Origin of the sequence: Pelagicoccus mobilis, assembly GCF_016595505.1 — a bacterium.
Classification (GTDB): Bacteria; Verrucomicrobiota; Verrucomicrobiia; order Opitutales; family Opitutaceae; genus Pelagicoccus; species Pelagicoccus mobilis.
In genome coordinates this window covers 21,858-46,140 of record NZ_JAENIL010000004.1, presented here as the reverse complement: position 1 = coordinate 46,140, position 24,283 = coordinate 21,858, and the positions used below count along the sequence as shown (strand labels likewise).

Below are 24,283 nucleotides of genomic sequence, written 5' to 3'. Positions count from 1 at the left end.
CCCATGAGAAAACTCTTTTGCACAATTATAGCTGTTTTGTGGGAAGCGGCCTTGTGCCGCGATTATACTCGCAAAATCGCGACACAAGGTCGCTTCCTACAGATTGGTTTCGTAACCCTCGCTATTGCCATTTGTTTCGGGCACAGTCTGAGTGCGGATCGCTTTAAACTCAATCAGAACGCTAAACCCGATCCCAAAGCTGATTTGATGCTCTGGTACGAGGAGCCAGCCGGGGAGTGGGTCGAGAGCTTGCCGATCGGTAACGGTCGCTTGTTGGCGACTAATCAGGGTGGTGTCCGTCATGAGATCATCCAGCTCAATGAGGACACGATCTGGAGTGGTAAGATTGTGGATTGGAACAGGGAGGAAGCCTATGAAGCTCTACAGGAGTCTCGCCGCCTCATCTTCGAAGGAGAGTATGCGAAGGCTCAGAAATTGGTAAATGAGGACTTTTCGAAGCCGCACCATGCGCACGGGGTACAGACTTATCAGACGCTTGGCGACTTGCATCTGTACTTGGAATATGGCGACAAGACTTTACATGCGACCGACTATCGTCGTGAACTCGATTTGGACGAGGCGATCAGTTCGGTTTCCTACAAGGTAGACGGAGCGACTTACACTCGGGAGCTATTTTCGAGTGCTGTAGATCAGGCAATCGTTGTTCGTTTGAGCTGTGACCAGCCGGGCAAGATCAGTTTTGACGCGGTGTTCAGTCGCCCCGAGGCCAAGGTAGAAGCAGTAGCGAAGGATCTGCTGGTGATTTCCGGAACAGCTACTGACCGCGGAAATCCTAACTCCGGAGGCGTCTCATATGAGTCGCAGATCCAGCTTAAGGCGACCGGCGGAAAGCTGACCAAGGTTGCGAGTGGGCTAGGCGTTAAAGAAGCGGACGAAGTTGAGTTGCGGATTGTGGTGGCAACAGACTATCACGGAGATAATCCGAGTCGGGTGTGCAAACAACAGCTGAAGGCGATCAAGGGTAAAAGCCACGACGCTATTCGCGATGATCACATCAAGGAGCATCAACGCCTGTTCCGTCGAGTTGAGCTGAAGCTACCGCTAACAAAGAAACCTCGTCGCCTGGCTAACTTTAGACATGGTTTCGTTCCGACTGATCAGCGTATTGAAGCCTTGCGACAAGGCGTACCGGACCCAGGCCTATTTTCTCTCTATTTCCAATTCGGGCGTTATTTGCTGATCAGTAGTTCTCGCCCGGGTACGCAGGCAGTTAATCTCTGGGGCAAGTGGATCAATACCATCGATCCCTGGTTCAATGCTGACTACCATACCAATATCAATATCCAGATGAACTACTGGCCGGCTCAGGTCGGAAACTTGGCTGAATGCCACACTCCATTTTTCGACCTTATCGATGAGCTTCGCCCTCAGGGGCGTGTGACGGCCCAAAAGGTCTACAAGGCCCGTGGGTTCGTAGCTCACCACGCTACGGATGCGTGGCGTTACACTGCACCAGTCGGCAGAGCGACTCACGGTATGTGGGTGATGACTCCAGCCTGGGGTGCTTACCACATGTGGTTGCATTATCTTTACACCGAGGATCGCGATTATCTTTCGAAGAAGACTTACCCTGTGATGAAGGAAGCGGCCGAGTTTATCGCGGACTACTTGGTCGTGGATCCTCGTACTGGAAATTTGACGACGGGCCCTTCAACGTCACCTGAAAACTCCTTTATCGCTCCCAATGGTGATAAGTGCTCGATTTCCATGGGACCATCGATGGACCTACAGCTCGTGGAAGCCTTGTTCAAGGCATGCATCGAAGCGAGTGAAGTGCTCGGCAAAGATGCAGACTTCCGTGAAGAGCTTGAAGGTCTATTGGCTCGGCTCCAGCCGTTGCAGATAGGCGAAGATGGCCGTTTGATGGAATGGTCCTTGCCATTTAAGGAGACGGAGCCTGAGCACAAGCACGTGGCTCACCTCTGGGCGATGTGTGAGAGCAGTCTCATCACTCCGCAGGATACGCCGGAGCTCTTTGAGGCTTCACTCAAGTCACTCGATTTCCGGGTAGAACATGGTAGCGATAAAACGCCAGTCTTCCGTGGAAACACTGGCTGGATCGCCCAAGCCTATGCCCGTTTGCTCGAAGGAGATAAGGCGTACGATGTTCTCGAATACTTGATCGCTGATAGCTCTTACTCGAATCTGTTTGCAACCAGCGTACAGGGCCTACGTCGCGAGATGTGGGAAACCGACGCGAACCTCGGTTGCACGGCCACAATTGCTGAGCTGTTCATGCAGAGCTATGCGGGATATATTGAACTGTTGCCCGCTCTACCGGAGGCTTTGAATACGGGCAGCGTGAAGGGGCTCAGTGCTCAAGGTGGTTTCGACGTCGATCTCGAATGGGCTAAGGGCAAATTGGTTTCTGCTACGATTCACTCGAAGAACGGAAACCCATGTCGCGTGAAGCTAGGCGACCGTATCGTAGAGTTCGATACTGATGCGGGCAAAAGCTATGCGTTTGATGCGAATCTGAATCGCAAGTAGTTTCTCATGAAGGCATTCTTTTCCTTAGTCCTGTTTTTTGTCTGTCCTGTTCGCTCAGGACGCAAGGTGCCGGCACGAAGAGTCCTCATGGAAGCCGGCCAATAACTAAAGAAAATTTAAGATTATGAAGACTCGATTTAGAATTCTGAGTTTGTTTGCACTTGCTGCAGTGATCGCTGCAAGCGTATCCGGAAAGGCGGCACGAAAGCCGAACGTGATTTTCATCTTTGCCGATGATTTGGGGCCTGGGATGCTTGGTTGCTATGGGCAAGAGGTGATAAAGACGCCACACATCGACAGCTTAGCCTCCGAGGGAATTAAGTTCACCAACTACTACGGAGCCAGCTTTTGCGCCCCCTCGCGGTGGTCGCTATCGACTGGTATGCACGATGGGCGCAAGGGAGCGTGGGATTACAACAAGGCGGGACTACCTATCCTGAGGGATTCTGGTGAAATCTCGGAGGAGGAGTATCAAGTGCGACTCGCAGAGATGAAGCAGGACGCGTATCCAATCACGAAGGACGAGGTTTTTCTTGGGCAAATTGGACAAAAGGCCGGATACAAAACGGCACAATTTGGCAAACTGGATAGTGGTTTTCTCACTTGGCACGAACGAGTGAAGCGCTACGGGTGGGACTTTTACGAGGGATTCTACGATCATCAGCGTTGCCATGGTTTTTACCCGCCTTACTTGTGGCGCAATGGGGAGCGTTTTGACCTTCCGGGCAACAACGACCCTGCTTGCGGTAAGTATCTAGAGCAGGGGAATGCACTCGCTGGTAGCGGTGGTGCCATCCACTCGCAGGAAGTATTTATCGAAGGGATACTGAAGTACATCCGCGAGAACAAGGACGAGCAGTTTTTCCTCTACCATCCAACTCAATTGCCGCACGGTGAGATTGGAATTCCATCGATCCATCCAGAGATCGAGAAGATCGATAGTTTGACTTACGAGGAGAAGAAGTACGCATCGATGATCAAGATGCTGGACGATCATGTTGGGCTTATCCTGAAGGAGCTGAAAACGCAGGGAATCGATGAGAATACGATTGTGATGTTCACTTCCGACAATGGCCACTGTGCGTACTACGGTAAGCGGCTGTACGACGGGTTTAAGAAGCAGATCTTCCCAGATGGTACGAAAGCTGATCTCGACGATAACAAGTGGCGTACTTCCAACGGCGGCGATGTTTTCGATGGAAATGCTGGCCGAGCTGGCGCGAAGCGTAGTGGTTTCCAAGGTGGAGTGCAGTGTCCTTTGCTCGTGCGTTGGCCGGGTAAGATCAAGGCAGGTACGGAGACATCCTTGCTAAGTGCTCACTATGATTTACTAGCGACTTTGGCTGACATTGGCGGAGTCGAGGTGCCGAAGGGCAAGGATAGCGTTTCTTACCTGCCAACCTTGCTGGGGAAGAAACAGAAGGATATGCACGACTATGTGGTGATCCAGAATCGTCGTAACTACATGGGCAGCAGCACCGTGATCGCGAAGGATGGTTGGAAGCTGATCGAGGTTGGCAAGAAGCGTGATGGCTATCAGCTCTACAACATTCTAAAGGATAACGAGGAGCGAAACAACGTGATCGCCCAGTATCCAGAAAAGGCAGCACAACTGGAGAAGGTGCTGAAGCGAGAAATCGAATCGGACCGGCCAGATCTTCGAAACTAAAGTTTTAATTGACGATGATGCGTGCTTCGCACGCAGCGACGATCCGCTTCGCGGAGCATGATCTCAAGAGTATCATGTTGGCGAAGCCATCATCGCTCGCGAAGCGATCATCGTCCAAAAAAAATATCCCGGATGAGATTCCTAACTTTCTTCATCGTTAGCATCATTGCTGTCGTTACACTCGCGGCCAAGGCCAAGCAGCCGAATGTCATCGTTTTGATAACCGACGATCAGGGCTACGGCGATATGTCGTGTCATGGGCATCCTGTGTTGAAAACGCCGGAGCTAGATCGCTTGCACGATGAGGGAGTGCGATTGACAGATTTCCATGTGGACCCGACTTGTGCACCAACACGGGCGGCTCTGATGACGGGACAGTATTCGGCGAAGGTGGGTGTTTGGCTGACCTTTGGGAGTCGACATCACATGCGTCGTGGTGAGCTGACTATGGCGGAGGTGTTTCAGCAGAATGGATACGAGACTGCTATCTTTGGTAAGTGGCACTTGGGGGATAACTATCCGTTTCGTCCGATGGATCGTGGTTTTGATGAATCCTTGATTCATGGTGGAGGTGTCATTTCGGAAACTCCCGACTTTTGGGATAACAATTACTACGACGACACGTATTCGCGAAATGGGGAGCCCGAGAAAGTCGAAGGTTACTGTACTGATGTTTGGTTCAATGAAACCATCGATTTCGTGGAGAAGAATCAGGACAAACCGTTTTTCGTCTATCTCTCGACGAATGCTCCGCATGGGCCTTTGCATGTGCCGGAGAGTTACCGTCAGCCTTACTTGAAGGAAAAGGGGCGTACCGAGTTCTTGGGGATGATCGCCAACATTGATGAGAATATTGGCAAGCTGAGAACTCGCTTGCAGGAGCTTTCGTTGGATCGAGACACAATCTTCGTTTTCCTAAATGACAACGGCACGAATGGGGGAGCGCTCACGCACCTCGACGATGGTACAGCCTCGCGCAATGGCTGGACAACCGCAGGGTACAACGCGGGTATGCGTGGCCGAAAGGTTTCTCACTACGAAGGCGGACACCGTGCCGCTTGTTTCATGTATTGGCCAAATGGAGATCTCGTTGGCGGAAGAGATGTCGATGGTGTGACGGCCCACATCGATTTGCTGCCGACTTTTGTTGAGCTGTGTGATTTGAAGGTGAAGGGACGCAGCGATTTTGACGGCGTATCCCTAGCTGATGTTTTGAGCGGTGGGAATGATTCGGCCTTAGATCGCTCGGTAGTGGTGCACAATCAGGCTCGTTTCAATCAGCCGGTGGGCAAGGGTGAGTTGATCAAGTATCAGTTTTTCTCGGTGATGAAGGATGATTGGCGTTTAGTTGGACCGGAACTCTACAACCTCTCGGACGACCCAGCCCAGCGGAGGGATGTGGCTGCCCAGTATCCGGAGTTGGTGCAGAGCATGAAGGCTGACTACGAGAAGTGGTGGGAGAACATCTCTCAGTACGGAAACGCGTTTTGCCCCTTTGTGATCAATCCGAAGAAGCAAGAGACGGTTGTCATCTCGTCGCAGAATCTGCTCGGGGCTAAGGTCGCCTACAGCCAACGTAGTGTGCGCAAGGGCGAGGGCGGTGAAGGCTGGACGGTGATCGATGTGGAGAAGCCCGGTGTTTACAAGATCGGTATGCGTCGCTGGCCGCGTGAGTCGGGCTTAGCGATCGGCGATGCGGCAGGGGCTTATCCCATGGATAAATCGACTCACAAGATGATGAAGATCCCTCAAAAGGTATTCGACCCTCGAACCGCACGTTTGCAGGTCGGAGACTTCGATGAGACCCAGAAGGTCGAAGCGAGTGATGAGGAGATCGTGTTCGAGGTGAAACTCAAGAAGGGTGAGCAGCGTATACAGACATGTTTTACGATGGCCGACGGTATGGAGCGAGCTGCGTATTACACTTATATTGAGACGATGTAGGCTTAGGAGGGTGATGCTCTGTCATTGTTGAAACAATCCGTAGCCAATCTCGCGAGTGGTGTGGCGGGTCGACGCCCCGCCCTACAGAGTGACTTGCTTCTTGAGGAAGTTTACCGATAGTTCATGGCAGTGCGTTTTACCCCCTCCAGTTCAGTTATTGCCTTCTTGGTTACCCTTTTTCTGGGAGTATCCAGTTCGCTTGCAGTTAGTCCAAAGAACCCTGGAGAGCTGGTAGAGCAACAAGCCCAGGAGAAGGACGACCGGTCAGGGTGGTTGTTAACTCGTATCAGTGAACTGGAGACTGAACGTGATGAGTTGATCGCGACCTTGGCTCAGCTGCCAAGGCATGATCCCGTGGTATTCCAAAACCACTTGGGATTTCACTCTGCATTCGAGTTGTCGGAAGGAGAGGATACCGAGAGTCCGCATACATTAACGTTCTCCTTTTGGCGGCGTCAGTTCATTCGCTCGATCGCTCTTGCCCCTGCTACAAGTCCCTTTGGTCCGGCGGATGAGGCCTATGCGTTTCCGCGTCGATTTAAGGTCGAAGTTCTGGAGGAGGCGGCAGGTGAGTATTCTACGGTTGTCGACTGGATGGAGGAGGATTTCCCAAATCCTGGTGCCTATCCTGCGTTCTTTTCGGATATCGAACTTTGGGCGGACGAGATTCGGATAACTGTTCCCAAGCGGGATGAAAATGGGGATTACGTTTATTTTGCTCTTGGAGAGATCTATTTCTTTGGTGGTAAACCCGCTCAACCATTGGACAACGTCGCTCTTTGGAATGGAACCTCCATCAGTTCGTCGGATAGCTTTTCTTTGCTGCCCCATTGGGACGTCGAGTTTTTGCGAGATCGAGTGAACAACTTAGGCTTTCCGGTGATGGAGAATCGCGACGAAAGCCGTAAGGACATGATTATCATTCCGGAAGATGGGCCGGAGCTTCCGGAAGAGATTGAGATCATTGTAGACTTTAGCGCGATTGGATCGACTGTCGGGCGCATGGACATCTGGCCAGCGGAACCGCCGAAGGATTTGGCGTTGCTGGGATTCGGCTTCCCGGAGGATGTAACGATCGAGTTTTCAACGAACAAGGAGTTTGAGGGGGCGAGAGGTGTGGCTCCGCAAGCGATCATCAGTTCACGACGCACCGCTTTTCGGAGTTTGTTCTCGGCTCGTGTACGCCCTTTGAAGGCACGTTATGCTCGGATTCGTATGAGCGGACTTCAGGAGGTCAATGGACGACGGATCTTAGGGCTTGGAGAAATCGCTTTGTATAGGAAGGATGGCAGTCTGGCACGTGGGGCTATCGTATCCATAACTGGCGTTCCAGAAGAGTACCAGGAGGAGCTGATGCGTTTGCAGGATGGCTACAGCTGGGGGAGGCAGATCCTCTCTGAGTTGGAGTGGATCAAGGGCTTGGCGGAGCGTCGCCCGATTGATCAGAGGTTAGCCTTGGTAAGAAGGGAGTTGGGTACGGCGCGCAAAGCTTGGCGCTCTTGGCAACGGCGGCTCTTGTATATGGGCGGGGGTGTGCTGGTTGTCTTTTTCTTGGGAGCATTGATTATGCAACACCGGAAGCGAAAGCGCATGCTGCGTCGTTTGGGGGAACGGATTACGCGGGACCTTCATGATGAGGTTGGGAGCAACCTCGGCAGCATCACTTTGCTAGCGGACGACCTAGCAGGGGCTTCGGAAGAATCGGATTTCAAGGAAGACTTGGATGACTTGTCTCTCATGGCGCGTGAAGCGAACGCCTCTCTGCGCGAGATCGTTTGGGGGAGCGAGCAGAAGTCAGTATCCTTGTCCGACCTGCTAAAGAAGCTGATCGAGCGAGCCGAACGGGTGTTGCGAGGTGTGGAACTCAAGGTGGATTTACCACAAAACTGTCCTGATGTTGAGGTGCCGCTAACTGCTAAGCGGCATTTGATCATGTTTTTCAAAGAAGTCGTACACAATTGCGCCCGTCATGCCGAAGCGCGCAAGCTGTCACTGTCGGCTTCAATCATTGATGCGAAGCTTTGCTTAAGTATCCAAGACGACGGAGTTGGATTTGACGTTTCGAAACGCTCCAGCGGCTGGGGGCTCAGCAACATGAAGAAACGCGGCGAAGAACTGGGTGGGGAAGTCGACATTTCCTCCAAGCTCGGTGAAGGTACTTTAATCGAAATGAGAGTCCCCTTGGAAATGCTCTCGAAAGAACCTAAACATTCATACAAAACCTCGAACTAGATTTTCTCAAATGACGCCAAAACGAGTATGGGTTGTAGAAGACGACACGGTGTATCGCCGTATGTTGTCACGAGTCCTCAATCGTTCCGACGAAATATCGGAATGCCGGGTTTTTCCGTCTTGTATCGAGTTTTTCGATGCGCTCGAAAATTGGCAACGTCCAGACATGGTGCTGATGGACCTTGGACTTCCAGAGATGAGCGGGGTGGAGGGAATACAGGAACTTGCCGAGAAGGCTCCGGATGTTTCGGTGGTAGTGCTCACTGTGTTTAGCGAGAAGGAAAAGGTTTTTGAAGCTCTGGAAGCAGGAGCGTCTGGGTATTTGCTTAAATCAGCGACGGGTCCGGAGATTATCAAGGGATTGCAAGAGGTTTCGCTAGGTGGATCAGCGCTAAGCCCCGCAGTGGCGAAGATCGTTCTGGAGGATATTCGCAAGCCGACTCCGACGGACAACTACAAGCTAGCCACGCGCGAAATCGAAGTACTAGAAAAACTAGCCCTCGGCATGTCGGTGAAGGAGATCGCCACTGCACTCGATATTTCGAAGAGCACCGTGTCGACCTACCTGGAGAGACTCTACCAAAAGCTTCAGGTGCAGTCGCAGTCAGGAGCAGTTGCGAAAGCTCTCAGGAGCGGGATCATTAAGTAGGCATTGGTGGGGTAGCGTCCGTCGTCCTCGATGGACATTTACGGTGCTGGAGGTTGTGTTCATCGAGGACGATGAACGCTACCTTGAACGCTTGAATTTTTCTCGTTCACTCTCTGTGGGTTATTTGTCCGACTACCTGAAAACGTTCGGTTTTGCTATAAATTAGGCTCGCCCATGGTGTTCTCCCAGAAGCGGATCTGATACCTCTCGGATTGAGTCGCAATCGTGTATAATTGAGACCGGTTTGAGGGATATTCAGTTCGTTTTATTAGCGATCACTGACTTCTCGAGTCTCCTTATGAACCGCACATTTTTCCTCCCCATTCTCAGCGTTGCATCTTCGCTACTGCTTCTTTCTGGTTGTCAGAAGGAGGCTGCCAACGAGGACGGTTTCCCTTTCGTTTTACCGGCTGAAAAACCGGAACGTCAGTTGAGCGAAGCCTTGCACCGAAATTACGATAATTTCGAAGCAGCACGCCCGGAAGACAATGAGTTTTACTCGCTCTTCAAATACACGGAATTGGAAGGGTTCGACTACAACAACTTTGATGGGACGATTACACGTCGCGACCCGTCAAAGGTCATTTTCCACAATGGCAAATACTACGTCTACTATACCCATCGAGATACTGGCCACGTCGTAAGAGGTCCTGCAAGGGCGACCGATGTCATCCCTGCTCGTGACTGGGATTTGTCTGAGATTTGGTACGCAACTTCTGAGGACGGATTCAAGTGGGAAGAGCAAGGAGTTGCGATTCCGCGAGCGGAGAAGCCCAACCCCGGTTGGCGTTCCGTATCCACTGCTGACATACTGGAGTGGGAAGGAAAGTACTACATGTACTACCAGGCCTTTAGCATCCAACCGGTTGCAGAGGGTGACTACTGCCCCGTGGCTGTGTCGGTAGCTGACAGTCCGGATGGGCCTTGGACGCCGATCAATCAGGTTGTGATTCCAAACGGGGCTGAGGACGAGTGGGATGGCTATTCGATCCACGACCCTTACCCGCTCGTTTTCAATGGTAAGATTTACCTCTACTACAAGTCAGACTTTGACGTGAAGGAACGCCGCGTGCGAATGCAGGGGCTTGCAATTGCTGACAACCCGCTTGGCCCTTTTGAGAAGCACCCGCTCAACCCAGTGCTTAATTCAGGTCATGAAACGACTCTCTTCCCGTTCAGAGAAGGAATTGCTGCTCTTCAGATCCGTGACGGAAACGAGCATTACACTGTTCAGTATTCAGAAGATGGAGTTAACTTTGAAGTTAAGGCGATTACTGAGCTAATGCCATTTGCAGCGGGCCCCTTTATTCCAGATGCCTTTACGGATACGGACTATGGCCGCGGCATTACTTGGGGGATCAGCCATAACATTAAGGCGGGTAACATCAACGGTGGTGGCCGAGCCACTGTGCTTATGCGTTTCGACTGCGACCTCAGTTTGGATCACCACGATCCCCTGATGAAGAAGCACAACACATACCTGAAACCAGAAGTCTACTATTCTCAAGTTGGATTGACCAAAGCACAGCGCGAAGCAGCAGCTGAATCAGCCAAAGCATATAAGAAGTAATTTTCGCCATGAAGAAAGTCATAGGTCTAGCACTCGCATTTGTTCTTAGTTCGACCCTCGCGGTCGCCAAAACCCAGCCGAACATCGTTCTCTTCTTTGTGGACGATCTCGGCTGGAATAGTCTCGGCTATCGAAACTCGGAGTTCGAAACGCCAAATATCGATCAGCTCGCCAAGGATGGAATCGACTTCCAGCAAGCCTATGTGGCGAGCCCTACCTGTAGTCCTAGTCGCAGCACGCTGCTGACAGGTAAGCATCCAGCTCGCTTGAAAATGGTGCGTCACGTCCGAACGGATACAAAAAAGGGAGTCAAGCTCATCCACGATGACATGGGACGCCCATCACATCACATTATACCGGGGGACCCAGCTCAGTTCCCGAGTAAGAACTGGGTGGACCTTGAGAATGTGTCCTATGCGGAGGCCCTTAAGGAGCATGGTTACTACAATGTCTTCCTAGGCAAGTGGCACATTGGAGAAGAGGGATTCTATCCGGTTGACCAAGGCTTTGATCGCCAAATTGGCACAACCGACCAAGGCGCTCCTTCCAGTTACTATCCGGACTATTTCAAAACGAGCGATGAATTAGCGGATTCTGAAGATCAGTACCTGACTGACCGACTCACTGACGAAGCCATTGGTGTCATTGAAGGCTACGACAAGGGACAACCGTTCATGATCTCTATGTGGTATTACAATGTCCACAGTCCCAACCAAGGACGAAAGGACCTAGTAGAACGCTACAAGAAAAAGGGAATGACCGACCACCCTCAGGGCAAGGGCTTGGCCGGCAAAATCTATGATTACGCGGCTCAGGTGACGGCGGTTGATGAATCTGTCGGCCGTGTTCGTGCTGCTCTCGAAGAGAAGGGCATCGCTGACAATACTGTGATCATCTTTACTTCTGACCAAGGAAGCCTTTTCGAATTCCCGCCGTACCGTGGTAGCAAGCGTGTGGATACGCTTTGTGAAGGTGGAGCTCGCGTGCCGTTTATCATCAACTGGCCAGGTGTAACTAAGTCCGGACCGAACGAAAGTGTTGTGCAGACAACCGATATTTTCCCAACTCTCGTTGAAATGGCGGGTGGCAATCCGAAGAAGTATGAGGACCTCGATGGAGTTTCCCTCGTAAAGACCTTTAAGCGTAACAAGACTCTAAAGCGCGGCGAGCCGATCTACGGATATCGTGCGTATCAGGACCTCTATGCTTCTGTTCGCGAGGGAGATTGGAAGCTGCTTGCTTATCGTAGTGGTGCCTTGGAGCTCTACAATGTGGAGAAGGATCGCGAGGAGCAAAATGAGGTGGCCAAGCAACACCCAGAGAAGGTCCAAGAGTTGGTTATGAAACTCGCTGCTTGGGAGCGTGAGGTGGAAGTGGATCAGTACTCGGGCGTACAATAGGAATGAATATTGCCCACTAAGGACACGAAGAGGCACGAAGTTTTTAAGAAATCTCTTAGTGTCTCTTGGTGCACTTCGTGGGCGAACTACAAAGTATGACAATTTTAGTATGAAACTTCAGAGTGTTCTCATAAGTTCCATTGCCTTGTTGGCGTGTTTTGGATGTAGCGAAAACTCAGGTACAAAAAAGCTATTCAATGGTGAGAATCTAGATGGCTTTTACGTGGAAGATGGAACGGCTTCCTTCGAAGTGCGTGATGGTGCGATTGTAGGGCGTACCGTGTTGGGCAGTCCTAATACCTTCCTGACGACAAACGAACGCTACGGCGACTTCGAACTGACGTTTGAGACTAAAGTGGACGATCGTCTAAACTCTGGAGTGCAGATCCGTTCCTGGAACCGCACTACGGAAAAGGGTAAAGCAAAAGTCGGTAAGTTTCATGGGCCGCAGGTCGAAATCGAAGCGGGGCCGGGGCAGTCGGGGTATATCTTTGGCGAGGGCATGAGCGGTTGGCTTTCCCCGAATCCACTTTCGAAGGACGAGAGTGTGAACACGCACGACCACTTTAAAAACGGTGAGTGGAACAAGTATAGAGTCGTAGCCCAAGGTCCGCGTATTCAAGTTTTCCTTAATGGTGTGAAGATCGAGGACCTCACTGATGAAGGAACCTTTAAAACTCATCCAGAAGGCCATATCGGCTTACAGGTGCACGGCGTTTGGCCGAAGCTGCTTGGGGACGCGGAGTATTTCGAAGTGAGCTGGCGGAACTTAGAGATCAAGGAGCTCTAGGAGGCTAGAGAAATGAGAGTTGCAGCGTTTATAGTTTTTGTCACCACATTTCTAACACGAGTGAGCGCCGAGGATAGGCCAAATATTATCTTCCTGTTCACGGATGATCTGGCGTATAGCGCACTTGGGATAAGCGGTAACGAGCAGGTGAAGACGCCTAATCTAGATCGGCTAGGTCGAGATGGGGTTATCTTCGAGCGTCATTACAATTCGAGCGCTATTTGTATGGCGAGTCGGGCGAATGTGATGAGCGGCCTTTACGAGTATAAAACCGGCTGCAATTTCATGCATGGTTCCATGGGTACAAAAGAGTGGGAGACTTCCTATCCGATTTTGTTGAAGGAATCTGGATACAGGATCGGGTTCGCAGGCAAATTCGGTTTCTCGATTTCGGATGTTCGCAATGTCGACCAGCGCGGTACCGATGGGTTTTATGCGGCTCCGTTTTTTGATGATTGGAAAGGCGGTCGCGTTCAGACCAGCTACAATACGGCTAAGAACAAGCCAATGGTTGAGTACGCAAAGAAGTATCCGCATGCTACTCGATCTTACGCGGCGGCAACGATTGATTTCGTGAAGGATTCAATCGAGGCGGGAAAACCCTTTTGCATGAGTCTTTTCTTTAAGGCTCCGCATTCGCCGCTGGACCCTGATCCGATGTTTGACGATGTCTACAAGGATACGGTTTGGAAGACTCCAGAAAACTTTGGACAGGAGGGTAGCTCTCATCTGTCAGGCCAAGCCCGTGAGGGCCGCCAGCAGACCTATTTTGCTCGTTACTTCGATACGGAGGAGAAGTACCAGGATTACCTGAGGCGGTACCACCAGCTTGTCTACGGTGTCGATTACGCGGTGGGTATGATCCGTGACGGCTTGGAAGAGCTCGGAGTGGCTGACAATACAGTGATCATCTTTTCATCAGACAACGGTTCCTTTCTCGGGGCTCACGGTTTTGGCGGTAAGGTGTTGCCGTACGAGGAAGCGGCACATGTGCCAACCTTCATTTACGATCCGCGCTTGCCAGACTCTACTAAGGGCGAGCGTACTGAGTCGTTGAGTGCGAATGTCGATATCGCGGCGACGATTCTGGATTTGGCTGGAGTGGACATTCCGAAGTTCTACGACGGTATCAGCTTGATGCCGCTTATGGAGGACGCTTCGGCGGAAGTTCGTTCGACTGTTCCTATTATCCAAGTCTGGGGTGAGGAGGAGACACGTAGCCTGTCGATCGTGAGCAAGGACTTTAAGTACATTAATTGGTACTACGAAGATTCGAAGAAGGGGCTGAAGCCTTCCGAAGAACTGTACCGAGTTACTGAGGACACGATGGAATTGGATGATTTGTCCAAGAATCCAGAATACGCCTCTGTGCTCAACAGGATGCGAGAACTTTACGATTCGCGTGTGAAAGTCTGGGCAGAGGAGAGCGTCGAATATAATGGGTACAGCGAGTACGGGAAGCTATTCGATCGTACGATCGCCTGGCAGGAAAAGGCCGAACTGATCAAAGAGAAGGACTCGAAGTTGATCGGGCAAACGGGCGCAAACGGAAAACGGGTGATTCCCAAAAAGAACTAGGAAGAGAATGAAAAAATGTTTCGTTTTAGGAGTTTTAGCATTGGCATCAGTGATTGCCGCTTCGGCAAAGCCACTGGAGGGCTCGCGACCGAACATCATCTTTGTGATGACGGACGATCAGGGGATGAACCTCGGCTATGAGGGGCATCCGATCATTTACACGCCGCATATCGATCGGTTCGCGGAGAAGTCGCTTCGCTTTAAGGAGTTTCACGTGAGCCCGAACTGCGCTCCGACGCGAGCTGCTATCATGAGTGGTGCTCATGAATTCCGTAGTGGCGTGACGCATACAACAGCCGAAAGGGAAATGATGGCTCTTTCGACCACGACTTTCCCGCAGCAACTACAAAAGGCTGGCTACGAAACTGCAATTTTCGGGAAGTGGCATCTGGGCGATATCCGTGAGTACCGTCCAAGCCAGAGAGGATTTGACGAAGTTCTAATTCACGGAGCGGGAGGAATCGGCCAGGATTACGAAGGTAGCTGCGTTGATTTTCCGCCGAACCAAGTCAGGGAAACGCGCTACTTCGACAATGTTCTCTTGCACAACGAAAAGGTGGTGAAGACCAAGGGCTATTGTACCGATCTCTTTTTCCATGCTGCACTCGCTTGGATGCGAAAGCAGAATGAAGCGGACCAACCGTTCTTCGCCTACATTTCAACCAATACGCCGCACGCACCCTTGACCGCTCCGAAGGAGTACGATGATCGCATGCTGAAACGTCATCCTGAGATGAAGAAGGCGAACAGGCGTTGGACGATGATCGAGAACATCGACGACAACTTCGGCCTCTTGATGGAGAAGCTAGAGGCGTGGGACATGCTCGACAATACGCTGATCATTTTCACAACCGACAATGGCGCTCCTCATAAGCGAGGAAGCACTAACTTCAATGGCGGTTTCAAAACGGGGAAGGGATCTTCCTACGAAGGAGGCGTGAATGTTCCTGCCTACTGGTACTGGAAGGGCGTTCTGGACCAAGGGGTAGAAACGGAAGCCCTAACGGCTCACATAGACCTTTATAAGACCTTCTGTGAGCTCGCAGGCGCGGATTACAGCGAGACAGGGCAAACTTTAGAAGGGCGTTCCTTGCTGCCGCTGTTGGAGAATCCGAATGCGGAATGGGAGGATCGCATCCTTTTCACCCATCGTGGAGGTTTCGGAAAGGACTTGGAGAAGGCTTCGCACGAGAACTGGGCTGTTCGCACCAGCCGTTGGAGACTCGTAGGCGAAGAACTCTTCGATATCTCGAAGGATCCATTCGAGGATCATAACGTTGCGGAGAAATTTCCGGAAATCGCCGCTCGTCTGAGCGCTGCTCACTACGATTGGTGGGACGAGATGGTGCCCTTCATGATCAATGAAGACAACGTGTGGGAGAAGGAAGCCCCGTTGGTTGAACTTTATAACAAGCAACTCGCCGCCGGAGGTATCCCCGAGTGGATGCCGGAAGATATTTAAAGAGGTGATATGAGGAATTTCTGTTTAGCAGGATTGGCGTTAGCCTTGTCGGTCTTCGCATCGGCTGCTGAAAAGCCAAACATCCTCTTCATCATGTCGGACGACCATACCTCGCAGGCGGTGGGAGCGTATGGCGGGAGGCTACAGTCGCTCAATCCGACGCCGACAATCGATAAGTTAGCGGAAGAGGGCATGTTGATGGAAAATGCCTTCTGTCAGAATGGAATTTGTACGCCGAGCCGTGCGGCGATCATGACTGGTCAAAGTGCAGCGGTGAATGGATGTGCGACTTTGCACGATCCTCTTCCTAGGGAGCGTCAGTACCTTGCTCTCGAGATGGGGAAGGCGGGTTACCAAACGGCAGTGATCGGCAAGTGGCATCTACATGAGAAGCCAGAGGCATTTGACTATTACAAGGTACTCCCTGGGCAAGGGACCTACTTTGACCCGATCTTCATCGAGAAAGGGGCGACGGGAACGATTCAGTGGCGCAAGAAAACGATCACCGAGGCGGTTCAGATGAAAGGGCACTCGTCCGACTGTGTTGCTGATTCCGCACTCGATTGGTTCCAAGAAAAGCGGGATCCGAGCAAGCCCTTCTTCCTGAAAATGCAGTTCAAGGCTCCGCACGACTTTTTTGAATACGCTCCTCGCTATAAGAATTACCTGGAGGATGTTGAGATTCCCGAACCGGACAACATGCGGGACCGAAGGAATCATGGCTCGATCGCTACGCGTGGGCACAATGACGAGCTTACCCGCTACATTGGTACTTCGATCGGCCTACGGAATCCACGTCGTAACTACACGATGAAGGGGCCTTGGGTCGAGGATCTAGATTTAAGCAATGGTGAAGCGGAGATTCATGGAGACACCTATCAAGGGTATTTGAAGGCCTACCTCCGCTGCGTGAAAGGCGTGGATGACAACATCAAGCGAGTGATCGACTACCTGAAGGCCGAGGGGTTGTACGAAAACACAGTCATCATCTACACCGGTGACCAGGGCTTCTATCTCGGCGAGCATGATTATCAGGACAAGCGTTGGCCTTACGAGGAGTCGATGCGTATGCCATTCATCATTCGCTATCCCAAGACGATCAAGCCCGGGCGTTCCGATGCGATTGTAGAGAACATCGACTATGCTCCCACCATGCTCGATTTCGCTGGCGTCAAGACGCCTGAGTACATGCACGGCAAGAGTTTCAAACGTATGCTCGAGACTGGCAAAGAGCCGAAGAAATGGAAGAAGACAGCTTACTACCACTACTGGATGCACATGGCTTCGCACGACAATCCAGCGAACATCGCCATTCGCACGAAGCGCTACAAGTTGATCCAGTTCTACGGAGCTCCGATGGATTCTGACCAGGCAGATACTCCGCCGGGATGGGAATTGTATGATCTGAGCTTGGATCCCGGTGAGAATAACAATGTGTACGATAACCCTGAATACGCGGGCATCGTGAAAACATTGAAGAAGGAGCTGCGGTATCGTCGCTCAGAACTTGGCGAAGATGATCCTAAGTTCCCGTTCAATTCTGTGATCGAAGAGTTTTGGGACTATGATTCTGAGGATAAAGCTAAGGCGGAGGAAATCTCAGGTGAGTATCTGAAGAAACGCCTAAAGCAGAAATTCGACAAATTGGGCAAACCGATATGAAAAACTATTTCCTAACGCTAACCGCTATCGCATGTTGCGCAGGTCTGACAGCTAAGAGCTTTGTCACCGAGCTGGATGGCCTGCGTAATATCGTCTTAGGGACTGTGAAGGGGCAGTCGGTTCTGTTCCTCTCTGAGGTCGATGGCGGAGTCGGTTGCTACACAACCGCTGGAAAGAAGCTGTGGATTCATGATAGCCTGGATCCGGCCGTTATGTTCGAGATCGAAGCTTACGATGTCGACGGAGACGGAAGCGACGAGTTGCTCGCGGCGAGCGCGGATGGGAACATCTACTGCTGGAGTGGTGACGGGAATCTTAACTGGTCGTTCAACCCTGGATACAAGGTACGTTTCTCCGAGCTAGCAGCTTTGAAGATCGAAGGTGAAACCCGCGTTTTCGCCGGCGGAAACAACTTCAAGTTCTACGAGTTGAGCTCGAAGGGAAAGCTGCTCTCTGAAACTCCGATCAAGGGAGTGGTTCGTCTTATTGCCGCAGGGAACTTCCGTTCTGCCGATGAGGAGTCGCTCTTTGTCATGACCTACACCCATGACAAGTTTAATTGGAATTTCTTCGGACTGATCGATCCAAAGTCCAAGCGTATCCAGAAGAAGATCACGGTGCATCAAGCTCCTCACAAGGATTGGCGATCGCTTATGATCAATGACTTTGGGGTGCAGGATATTGATGCTGACGGTTTGGATGATCTGCTTGTTTTTGGTACGCCTAAGGCGAGCAAGGCGATGTTTATTGCGGTGAACGGGGAATTCGAGGAAATCGCAAAGTTCGTTGGGCCTCATAAAGATAAGCAGCGATATGCCCACTTGATGGGAGAGTGTTTGCTGCCGAGCCGCCCTGAGATCGCTCTTCAATATGGCGGAGTCATGTACCGCACCGACCTAAAGGGTAACCTGTTGGAGCGGAGCGGCGAACGTCATGGCGAGATCATCTACAATGATTTCGCTCACGATGCGAAGTCCAAAACTCTATTCGGTGGTGGCCAGATCGGTGGAGGCAACGCGGTTTACGAGTATCCGTTGAGCAAAAAGAACTGGATGCAAACGAAGCACGAGTTCGTGGGCCGTTTTGCGGAAGTTGAGGAGAATCTGAATACGCTGTACGAGCAAGCGCTTGCGTTTGAACGTCCTGACTACCAGGAGGCGTCGGAGAATCCGTGGGTTATGATTACAAGCATCAAGCCCACCAAGGAAGTGCAGAAAAAGAAGGGCAGCGAAATCCTTTTTGTTAAGCAGTACACTTGGCACGAGGATTTTGACCGTGGTTACTTGGTCGAAGCATTAGGCGAGCAGGCTTTGAAACGAGATGGCCGCGGTAAGTACACTAAAACACGAAAGGAGATGGTGGCGGTCGCGAAGGACCACGAAAAGCGTGGCGAACCCTTCACGGTTTGGACCGGACACGGAAACGATCCATTCTATGTCTCGATCGAGTCAATGGAGGCGATCCTGAAGGCGGCCCCAAATACTTGCTATGGGTTTGTCTACGCCGAAATGTCAAATCCCGAGGACGAGCGTTACCACTACTTCATCGAACACTATGTCCCACGCTTGGCCAAAGCGATGCGTGTGATGGGGAAGGCGAAGTTGTATTTTCGATACAAGAATGTATTCTGGGCGGCGAGCTCGCACCTTGATCCGTGGAACGAGCTTTTCTTCTCTGGGAAATACAGCGACATCCTCGTTCCATCCTCAGAGGATACGAATTCTCGCACGCAGGATATCAATTTCGCTGGACGCGTGGGCATGCTCGCCGGTGGCTACGTGAGCGATGTAGCGATGCGACTCGTGGACGACAATCCGACTTGCTGGCGTCCGCAGAGTCCGGGGGGACAGAGATCCGTTTCACCGTACTTGAGAAATGGAGCGATCCTCGCTGCCTATGGGGCTCGTTCGGGGATTTTGTTCAATATCGGTTATCTTGAAGATCCGGGGATGAACGTGCTTTTCGCTCTTATGAAATCGGAGCTCTTACCTGAGGTGAAACCAGAAGATATTCTCTCGATTGGTTCCTGGCACTTGATGAAGGACGTCGATGAGGAGCTGGTGCACGGTATCGATGCGGGGCACACTATGGAGCTCTACACGCCTGAAGACGAGGAAGCCGTTTTCTCAGTCGGACAAGTGAACTGGTGCGGTACGAGCGTGCCGGATCATGATTTCTCGAAGGTACTAGGAGTGGACTATCGCTGGCTGAACTTCGTACCGGAAATGCCTAACGGCATGGTGCCGATTGCTCCGATTGAATACGGAAAGCAACTCGATAAAGCAGGCATGCCTTACACGGTGAGTGATTCGCGGGCTGGCTATGTCGATGGCAAGAAGGTGCCCGCATCGGAGTTTGGCTCGGAATTAAACAAGGTCGTTGGCGTAGGGGCGAAGACGATGCCAGTTCGCGTGAGCGGAGCCTCCTGGTGTGCTATTCGCCTGGACGATAGCCATGTGCGTTTGATCCTAGTGGATCCTGGATACATCGACCCGCAAGAGCGTGAGGTGACGGTTAAGTTTCAAAGCAAACAGCCCAAGAGCGCGAAGGACATCCTCAGTGGTGAGCGTTTGAAAACCAAGAAGAGCGAACTCAAACTAACCGTACCGGCCGGATCGCTCAGGTTCGTGGATCTAGCGTACTGATCGAATTATGAAGACAGCTTTCCTATTCGCTTCGGCGATCCTTTGGGCCGCGTTCGGATTCGGTAAGACCGAGTCGCAGAACGTGATCATCATTTTTACGGATGATCAGGGGTATCAGGATCTTGGATGCTATGGCTCACCGAACATATCTACGCCTCGCATCGACCAGATGGCGAAGGAAGGAATGCTGTTCACCGACTTTTACGTGGCTTCCTCTGTTTGCTCTCCCTCTAGGGCTGCGTTGTTGACGGGGAAGTATCCAGCCAAGTTGGGGATCAATTCCGTGTTTTGGCCGAATCAGCCCGGTGGGCTTGACCCGGAAGAGCTGACAATCGCTGAGATGCTGAAGGAAGTTGGATATGCGACGATGGCCGTTGGTAAATGGCATCTGGGCGACAAGAAAGAGTACTTGCCAACCAACCAAGGGTTCGATGCGTATTACGGAATCCCTTACAGCAACGACATGTCGCCCGCGCTCGATATGGTGTATGATCCAGATTGCCTGTATCGCGATGGGTTTAGCTTGGAGAAAGCGAAAGAGATTTTCGCAAAAGCAGATGATCGGAATCCCCCCGAGTTAAAAAACAAGGTCCCTTTGATGCGGGATGACGTCTGTATAGAGATTCCTGTGGATCAGAGGACAATTACCAAGCGCTTCACAGACGAAGGGATGCGGTTCATCTCGGAGAGCGTTGAGGCGGACAGACCGTTTTTCCTCTACCTTGCCCACTCGATGCCGCATACGCCTTTGCACGTGTCCAAGGATTTCGAGGGAAAAAGTGAGCGTAGCCTTTATGGTGACGTGATTGAGGAAATCGACTACAACACGGGTCGCTTGTTGGACCATCTGAAAGCGCTGGGTGTCGAACGAGATACGCTCGTGATTTACAGTTCTGACAACGGTCCTTGGCTCAATCGTGGTGACCACGGCGGGAGTGCGTTGCCGCTCTCGAAGGGAAAGAAGAGTCATTTTGAAGGAGGGCATCGTGTGCCGGGCGTTATGCGTTGGCCCGCTCGTATTCCTGCGGGGCGCGTGTGTAGCGAAGTGGCAACGACGATTGATTTACTGCCGACTCTTGCTGTACTCAATGGGATCTCAGTTGATGGAGCGGACTTGGATGTAGACGGAAAGGATATCTCCAGATTGATGTTCGGAGTGGAGGGAGAGAAAACGCCACATCGCCACTTTTTCTATAAGCGTGCCGCGGTGCGGAGTGGAGATTGGAAATATCATCAAGTGCCGCCCAATCCGAAGCGACCAGAGAAGGCAGCACCCAAACCTGCTCTCTACAATCTGAAGAACGATATAAGCGAGAGTCGAAACGTGATTAACGAGTATCCGGAAATTGCAGAGCGACTGCAGAAAGCGCTCATGGAGCACGTGAAGATCCTGGAGAATTACGACTAGACACCCAAAGCGTATGAATGAAGCGAATACTAGTAGAAGAGATTTTATTAAGAAAGGAGCTGTAGCGACTGCGAGCACCTTTATCCTGCCCCGTTTTTCGATAGGCAAAGCCGGTGGCTCTGCGAATAGCAAAGTCAATGTGGCTGTTATTGGTACTGGGGGCGTTGCCCATCAGTCCTTCAAAGGGTGCGAGAGAGAGAATATCGTAGCCTTGTGTGATATCGATAGTACTCGGTTTCCGAAGGCCTTCGCAGGAACCGACACGCGAACATTTTCCGACTTCCGCGTGATGCTCGATAAGATGGGTAAGGAGATCGACGCCGTTTGCGTGAATACTCCAGATCATACCCACTTCCCAGCTACGATTGCCGCGATGGAGCGTGGGATCAATGTTTGTACCCAAAAGCCGCTTACGCACAATATCTGGGAGGCACGTACGCTTCGCAAGGCGATGCACAAGTACAAGGTGATCACGAACATGGGGAACCAAGGCCATACCTATAATGGAATTCGGACCATGCGTGAGTGGTATGAGGCAGGCGTGTTTGGCGAGGTCCGGGAGGTACATTTGGGGAACGGTGGACCTCAATGGGGCTCGAAGTTCTTTAAGAAGCCAGCGACGATGCCGCTTCAATCGCAATCGATCCCGGACTCGGTAGATTGGGATCTATGGCTTGGGCCAAGAGCATACAAGGACTACAATGAAATCTATCACCCCTTCACTTGGCGCGGATTTTATGATTTCGGTACGGGGCCGTTCGGTGACTGGTTTTGCCATACGGGGGATGGTCCAGTGTGGATCTTGGACTTGTATGAGCCGACTGTAATCGAGTGCGAGGAGCGAGTGGTCGGGCTGGACGGAATGACGACAGAGAGTTCAGTTGTGCGTTTCGACTTCCCGGCACGTGGAGATAAGGCTGCGTGTAAGATGTATTGGTACGACGGATTGCAAAATGGTGGTACGCCAATCAAGCGTCCTCCAGAGTGGGACTTGGGAGTCCGTAAGGGGTCTTTCTGGTTTGCGGACAAGCAAAACGGATTCCTTGATCACCGTTCAAACAATCCGTTGCTCTCTTCTCGTGAGGCTATGGTCGAGTTCAAACAGAATGTAACAATCGAACAGAAGTATCCGCGTATCGAGCAAAAGGGGCCATGGGCGGAATGGATCTCGGCCATAAAGGGCGATCTCAAGGGTGGACTGCATGCGTGCGGTTCGAACTTCGATTACGCAGCCCCGATGTCGGAAATTGCCTTGATCGGTGTTTTGGCCCAACGTTTTGGAGGACGTCTGGAGTGGGATGCGAAGAAAATGCGGATCACGAATCGTCCGGAATTGAACATGTTTGTTAAGGAACCAGTTCGCCAGGGCTGGCGATACGGAGAGGACCTCTGGAAGAGCTAGAGTTGAATTGAAAAACCGGTCGTGAGAATCTTTCTGACAATAATCGTTTTCGTACTTAAAGCAGTCTCGCTTTGTGCGGGGTATTTGGATACGTCTGACTCACATTTTCTTCGCAAGGATTTGCAGAAGGACTTCGGGATGGTTGATGATGGTGGGGCTCGCGATCAGACCAAGAAACTTCAACGCGCGATTGACCGGATCTCGGAGTCAGGTGGTGGTCGGCTGTATCTCCCGAAGGGCACGTACAGTTTCGCCAATGTTTTTTTGAAGAGCAATGTGCACTTGCGGATCGCGGCTGATACGGTGATACGACCGTACTGGCCCGAAGGAGGCCGTACCGTCGTCTTCCACCTCGATTCGCGCGAAGGCAAACGGCCGGGGCCGATGAGCGCCCGCATCAACATCGAAAACGTAAGTATCCGCGGGGTGGGAGGCTCTTTCATCATCGATTACTCGAATCGTCCTTACGACAAGGAGGAAGGCATCCGGGCCATCGTGTGTCGCAAGGTGAAGAACTTCATGATCTCCGATGTTTTGATCAAGGATAGCTGGACTCGCTTCGCTGCCATCGTTTTCGCCCCAGACATGGTTGCAGTCGCTGACGAGGATAGCATATACAAACCGACTGACGGACTGGTCAGGAATTGCTCGGCAACTGATTCAAATTCAGAGAATGGGCTCGTGCAAATGCATGCCGGAGAGCGTATCCATTTTGAGGGACTCGCTGCTGTTGGAGGAGGGGTAACCTTGCGTTTGGAAACGTCCGCAGGAGGGCATCGCGGCGGGATCTACGATATCACGGCAAAAGACATCTATTGCGAAGACGGGATGTCTGCGGTCCTACTCGGTCCTCATACCGCTCAAAACGGTGTCGTCGAGATCGATGGCGTTTTGGCAAAAGGTTGCGCCTTTGCGGTTCAAATGGGAGCTGGTTTCGTGAAGAGAGAATTGCAGCGCGATCCTTCCTATAAGCCTGGAGTCTTCTCGGTTGGAACCGTGGTGCGTAACATTCACGCGGAATACGGAGAAAACGCTCCTTTGCCGATCAAGCATCTTGGGTTGGTTCGTACGGAGTGCCTTGGCGACTACCGTCTAGATAAGCGAGACCGAAGCACCAGACACGTTCGAGGTCCATCCGTCGGGATCGTTTTTGACGGAACGCGAGACAGCTGGACCCCAGCCATCGAGACCATTTCGTGCGAAGGTTTTGAATACGCACGTAACATTGTCGTCGAAAAGGAAATACAGAGAGTTCGACTGGAGAAGCTACTCGAAGGTTATCCCTTGTTAGACGAACTGCGCCAAGCGGAGTCTCCTCGATTGAAACCTAAAGCACCGCCTCTTCCTCAAAAATTCTAACT

15 protein-coding genes are annotated in these 24,283 nt (G+C 51.7%); all 15 read left to right on the top strand.

Features of this window, described 5'->3' with window-relative positions:
- The first annotated feature begins 3 nt into the window (after nt 1–3).
- Entirely contained in the window at nt 4–2,511 is a 2,508-nt protein-coding gene (locus tag JIN87_RS02885; RefSeq protein ID WP_200354012.1) for a glycoside hydrolase family 95 protein, read from the top strand.
- Nucleotides 2,512–2,635: 124 nt separating this feature from the next.
- Nucleotides 2,636–4,180: an arylsulfatase gene (locus tag JIN87_RS02880; RefSeq protein WP_200354011.1), complete on the top strand. Its 1,545-nt coding sequence runs from the start codon at nt 2,636–2,638 to the stop codon at nt 4,178–4,180.
- 132 nt (nt 4,181–4,312) lie between these two features.
- Entirely contained in the window at nt 4,313–6,124 is a 1,812-nt protein-coding gene (locus tag JIN87_RS02875) for an arylsulfatase (protein ID WP_200354010.1), read from the top strand.
- 123 nt (nt 6,125–6,247) lie between these two features.
- Nucleotides 6,248–8,356 carry a sensor histidine kinase gene (locus JIN87_RS02870; RefSeq protein ID WP_200354009.1) on the top strand — a complete coding sequence of 703 codons (2,109 nt, stop codon included), beginning with the start codon at nt 6,248–6,250 and terminating at the stop codon, nt 8,354–8,356.
- 10 nt (nt 8,357–8,366) lie between these two features.
- On the top strand, nt 8,367–9,005 hold the full coding sequence (locus JIN87_RS02865; RefSeq protein WP_200354008.1) for a response regulator transcription factor: 639 nt from the start codon (nt 8,367–8,369) through the stop codon (nt 9,003–9,005).
- A gap of 298 nt (nt 9,006–9,303) precedes the next feature.
- Nucleotides 9,304–10,575, top strand: coding sequence for a glycoside hydrolase family 117 protein (locus JIN87_RS02860; protein ID WP_200354007.1), 1,272 nt, complete (start codon nt 9,304–9,306; stop codon nt 10,573–10,575).
- A gap of 8 nt (nt 10,576–10,583) precedes the next feature.
- Nucleotides 10,584–11,975, top strand: coding sequence for a sulfatase (locus tag JIN87_RS02855; protein ID WP_200354006.1), 1,392 nt, complete (start codon nt 10,584–10,586; stop codon nt 11,973–11,975).
- Nucleotides 11,976–12,084: 109 nt separating this feature from the next.
- A complete protein-coding gene (locus JIN87_RS02850; RefSeq protein WP_200354005.1) occupies nt 12,085–12,765 on the top strand; it encodes a 3-keto-disaccharide hydrolase in 681 nt (226 codons plus the stop codon).
- 60 nt (nt 12,766–12,825) lie between these two features.
- Nucleotides 12,826–14,343: a sulfatase-like hydrolase/transferase gene (locus tag JIN87_RS02845; protein ID WP_200354004.1), complete on the top strand. Its 1,518-nt coding sequence runs from the start codon at nt 12,826–12,828 to the stop codon at nt 14,341–14,343.
- A gap of 49 nt (nt 14,344–14,392) precedes the next feature.
- On the top strand, nt 14,393–15,805 hold the full coding sequence (locus JIN87_RS02840) for an arylsulfatase (protein WP_325176361.1): 1,413 nt from the start codon (nt 14,393–14,395) through the stop codon (nt 15,803–15,805).
- 9 nt (nt 15,806–15,814) lie between these two features.
- Entirely contained in the window at nt 15,815–17,467 is a 1,653-nt protein-coding gene (locus tag JIN87_RS02835; protein ID WP_200354002.1) for a sulfatase family protein, read from the top strand.
- Nucleotides 17,464–20,112 carry a hypothetical protein gene (locus JIN87_RS02830; protein WP_200354001.1) on the top strand — a complete coding sequence of 883 codons (2,649 nt, stop codon included), beginning with the start codon at nt 17,464–17,466 and terminating at the stop codon, nt 20,110–20,112. The genes JIN87_RS02835 and JIN87_RS02830 overlap by 4 nt, the downstream gene beginning before the upstream one ends.
- Before the next feature lie 7 nt (nt 20,113–20,119).
- Nucleotides 20,120–21,520 (top strand): sulfatase family protein, encoded by a 1,401-nt coding sequence (locus JIN87_RS02825; RefSeq protein WP_200354000.1) that lies wholly within the window; start codon nt 20,120–20,122, stop codon nt 21,518–21,520.
- Nucleotides 21,521–21,533: 13 nt separating this feature from the next.
- Entirely contained in the window at nt 21,534–22,922 is a 1,389-nt protein-coding gene (locus JIN87_RS02820; RefSeq protein WP_200353999.1) for a Gfo/Idh/MocA family oxidoreductase, read from the top strand.
- 21 nt (nt 22,923–22,943) lie between these two features.
- Nucleotides 22,944–24,281: a glycosyl hydrolase family 28-related protein gene (locus JIN87_RS02815; RefSeq protein WP_200353998.1), complete on the top strand. Its 1,338-nt coding sequence runs from the start codon at nt 22,944–22,946 to the stop codon at nt 24,279–24,281.
- Nucleotides 24,282–24,283: the final 2 nt, after the last annotated feature.

Coding starts and splice junctions, on each gene's coding strand:
- JIN87_RS02830 (WP_200354001.1), top strand. CDS start 17,464: ATGAAAAACTATTTCCTAACGCTAACCGCTATCGCATGTTGCGCAGGT.
- JIN87_RS02820 (WP_200353999.1), top strand. CDS start 21,534: ATGAATGAAGCGAATACTAGTAGAAGAGATTTTATTAAGAAAGGAGCT.
- JIN87_RS02865 (WP_200354008.1), top strand. CDS start 8,367: ATGACGCCAAAACGAGTATGGGTTGTAGAAGACGACACGGTGTATCGC.
- JIN87_RS02850 (WP_200354005.1), top strand. CDS start 12,085: ATGAAACTTCAGAGTGTTCTCATAAGTTCCATTGCCTTGTTGGCGTGT.
- JIN87_RS02855 (WP_200354006.1), top strand. CDS start 10,584: ATGAAGAAAGTCATAGGTCTAGCACTCGCATTTGTTCTTAGTTCGACC.
- JIN87_RS02885 (WP_200354012.1), top strand. CDS start 4: ATGAGAAAACTCTTTTGCACAATTATAGCTGTTTTGTGGGAAGCGGCC.
- JIN87_RS02880 (WP_200354011.1), top strand. CDS start 2,636: ATGAAGACTCGATTTAGAATTCTGAGTTTGTTTGCACTTGCTGCAGTG.
- JIN87_RS02875 (WP_200354010.1), top strand. CDS start 4,313: ATGAGATTCCTAACTTTCTTCATCGTTAGCATCATTGCTGTCGTTACA.
- JIN87_RS02870 (WP_200354009.1), top strand. CDS start 6,248: ATGGCAGTGCGTTTTACCCCCTCCAGTTCAGTTATTGCCTTCTTGGTT.
- JIN87_RS02860 (WP_200354007.1), top strand. CDS start 9,304: ATGAACCGCACATTTTTCCTCCCCATTCTCAGCGTTGCATCTTCGCTA.
- JIN87_RS02825 (WP_200354000.1), top strand. CDS start 20,120: ATGAAGACAGCTTTCCTATTCGCTTCGGCGATCCTTTGGGCCGCGTTC.
- JIN87_RS02835 (WP_200354002.1), top strand. CDS start 15,815: ATGAGGAATTTCTGTTTAGCAGGATTGGCGTTAGCCTTGTCGGTCTTC.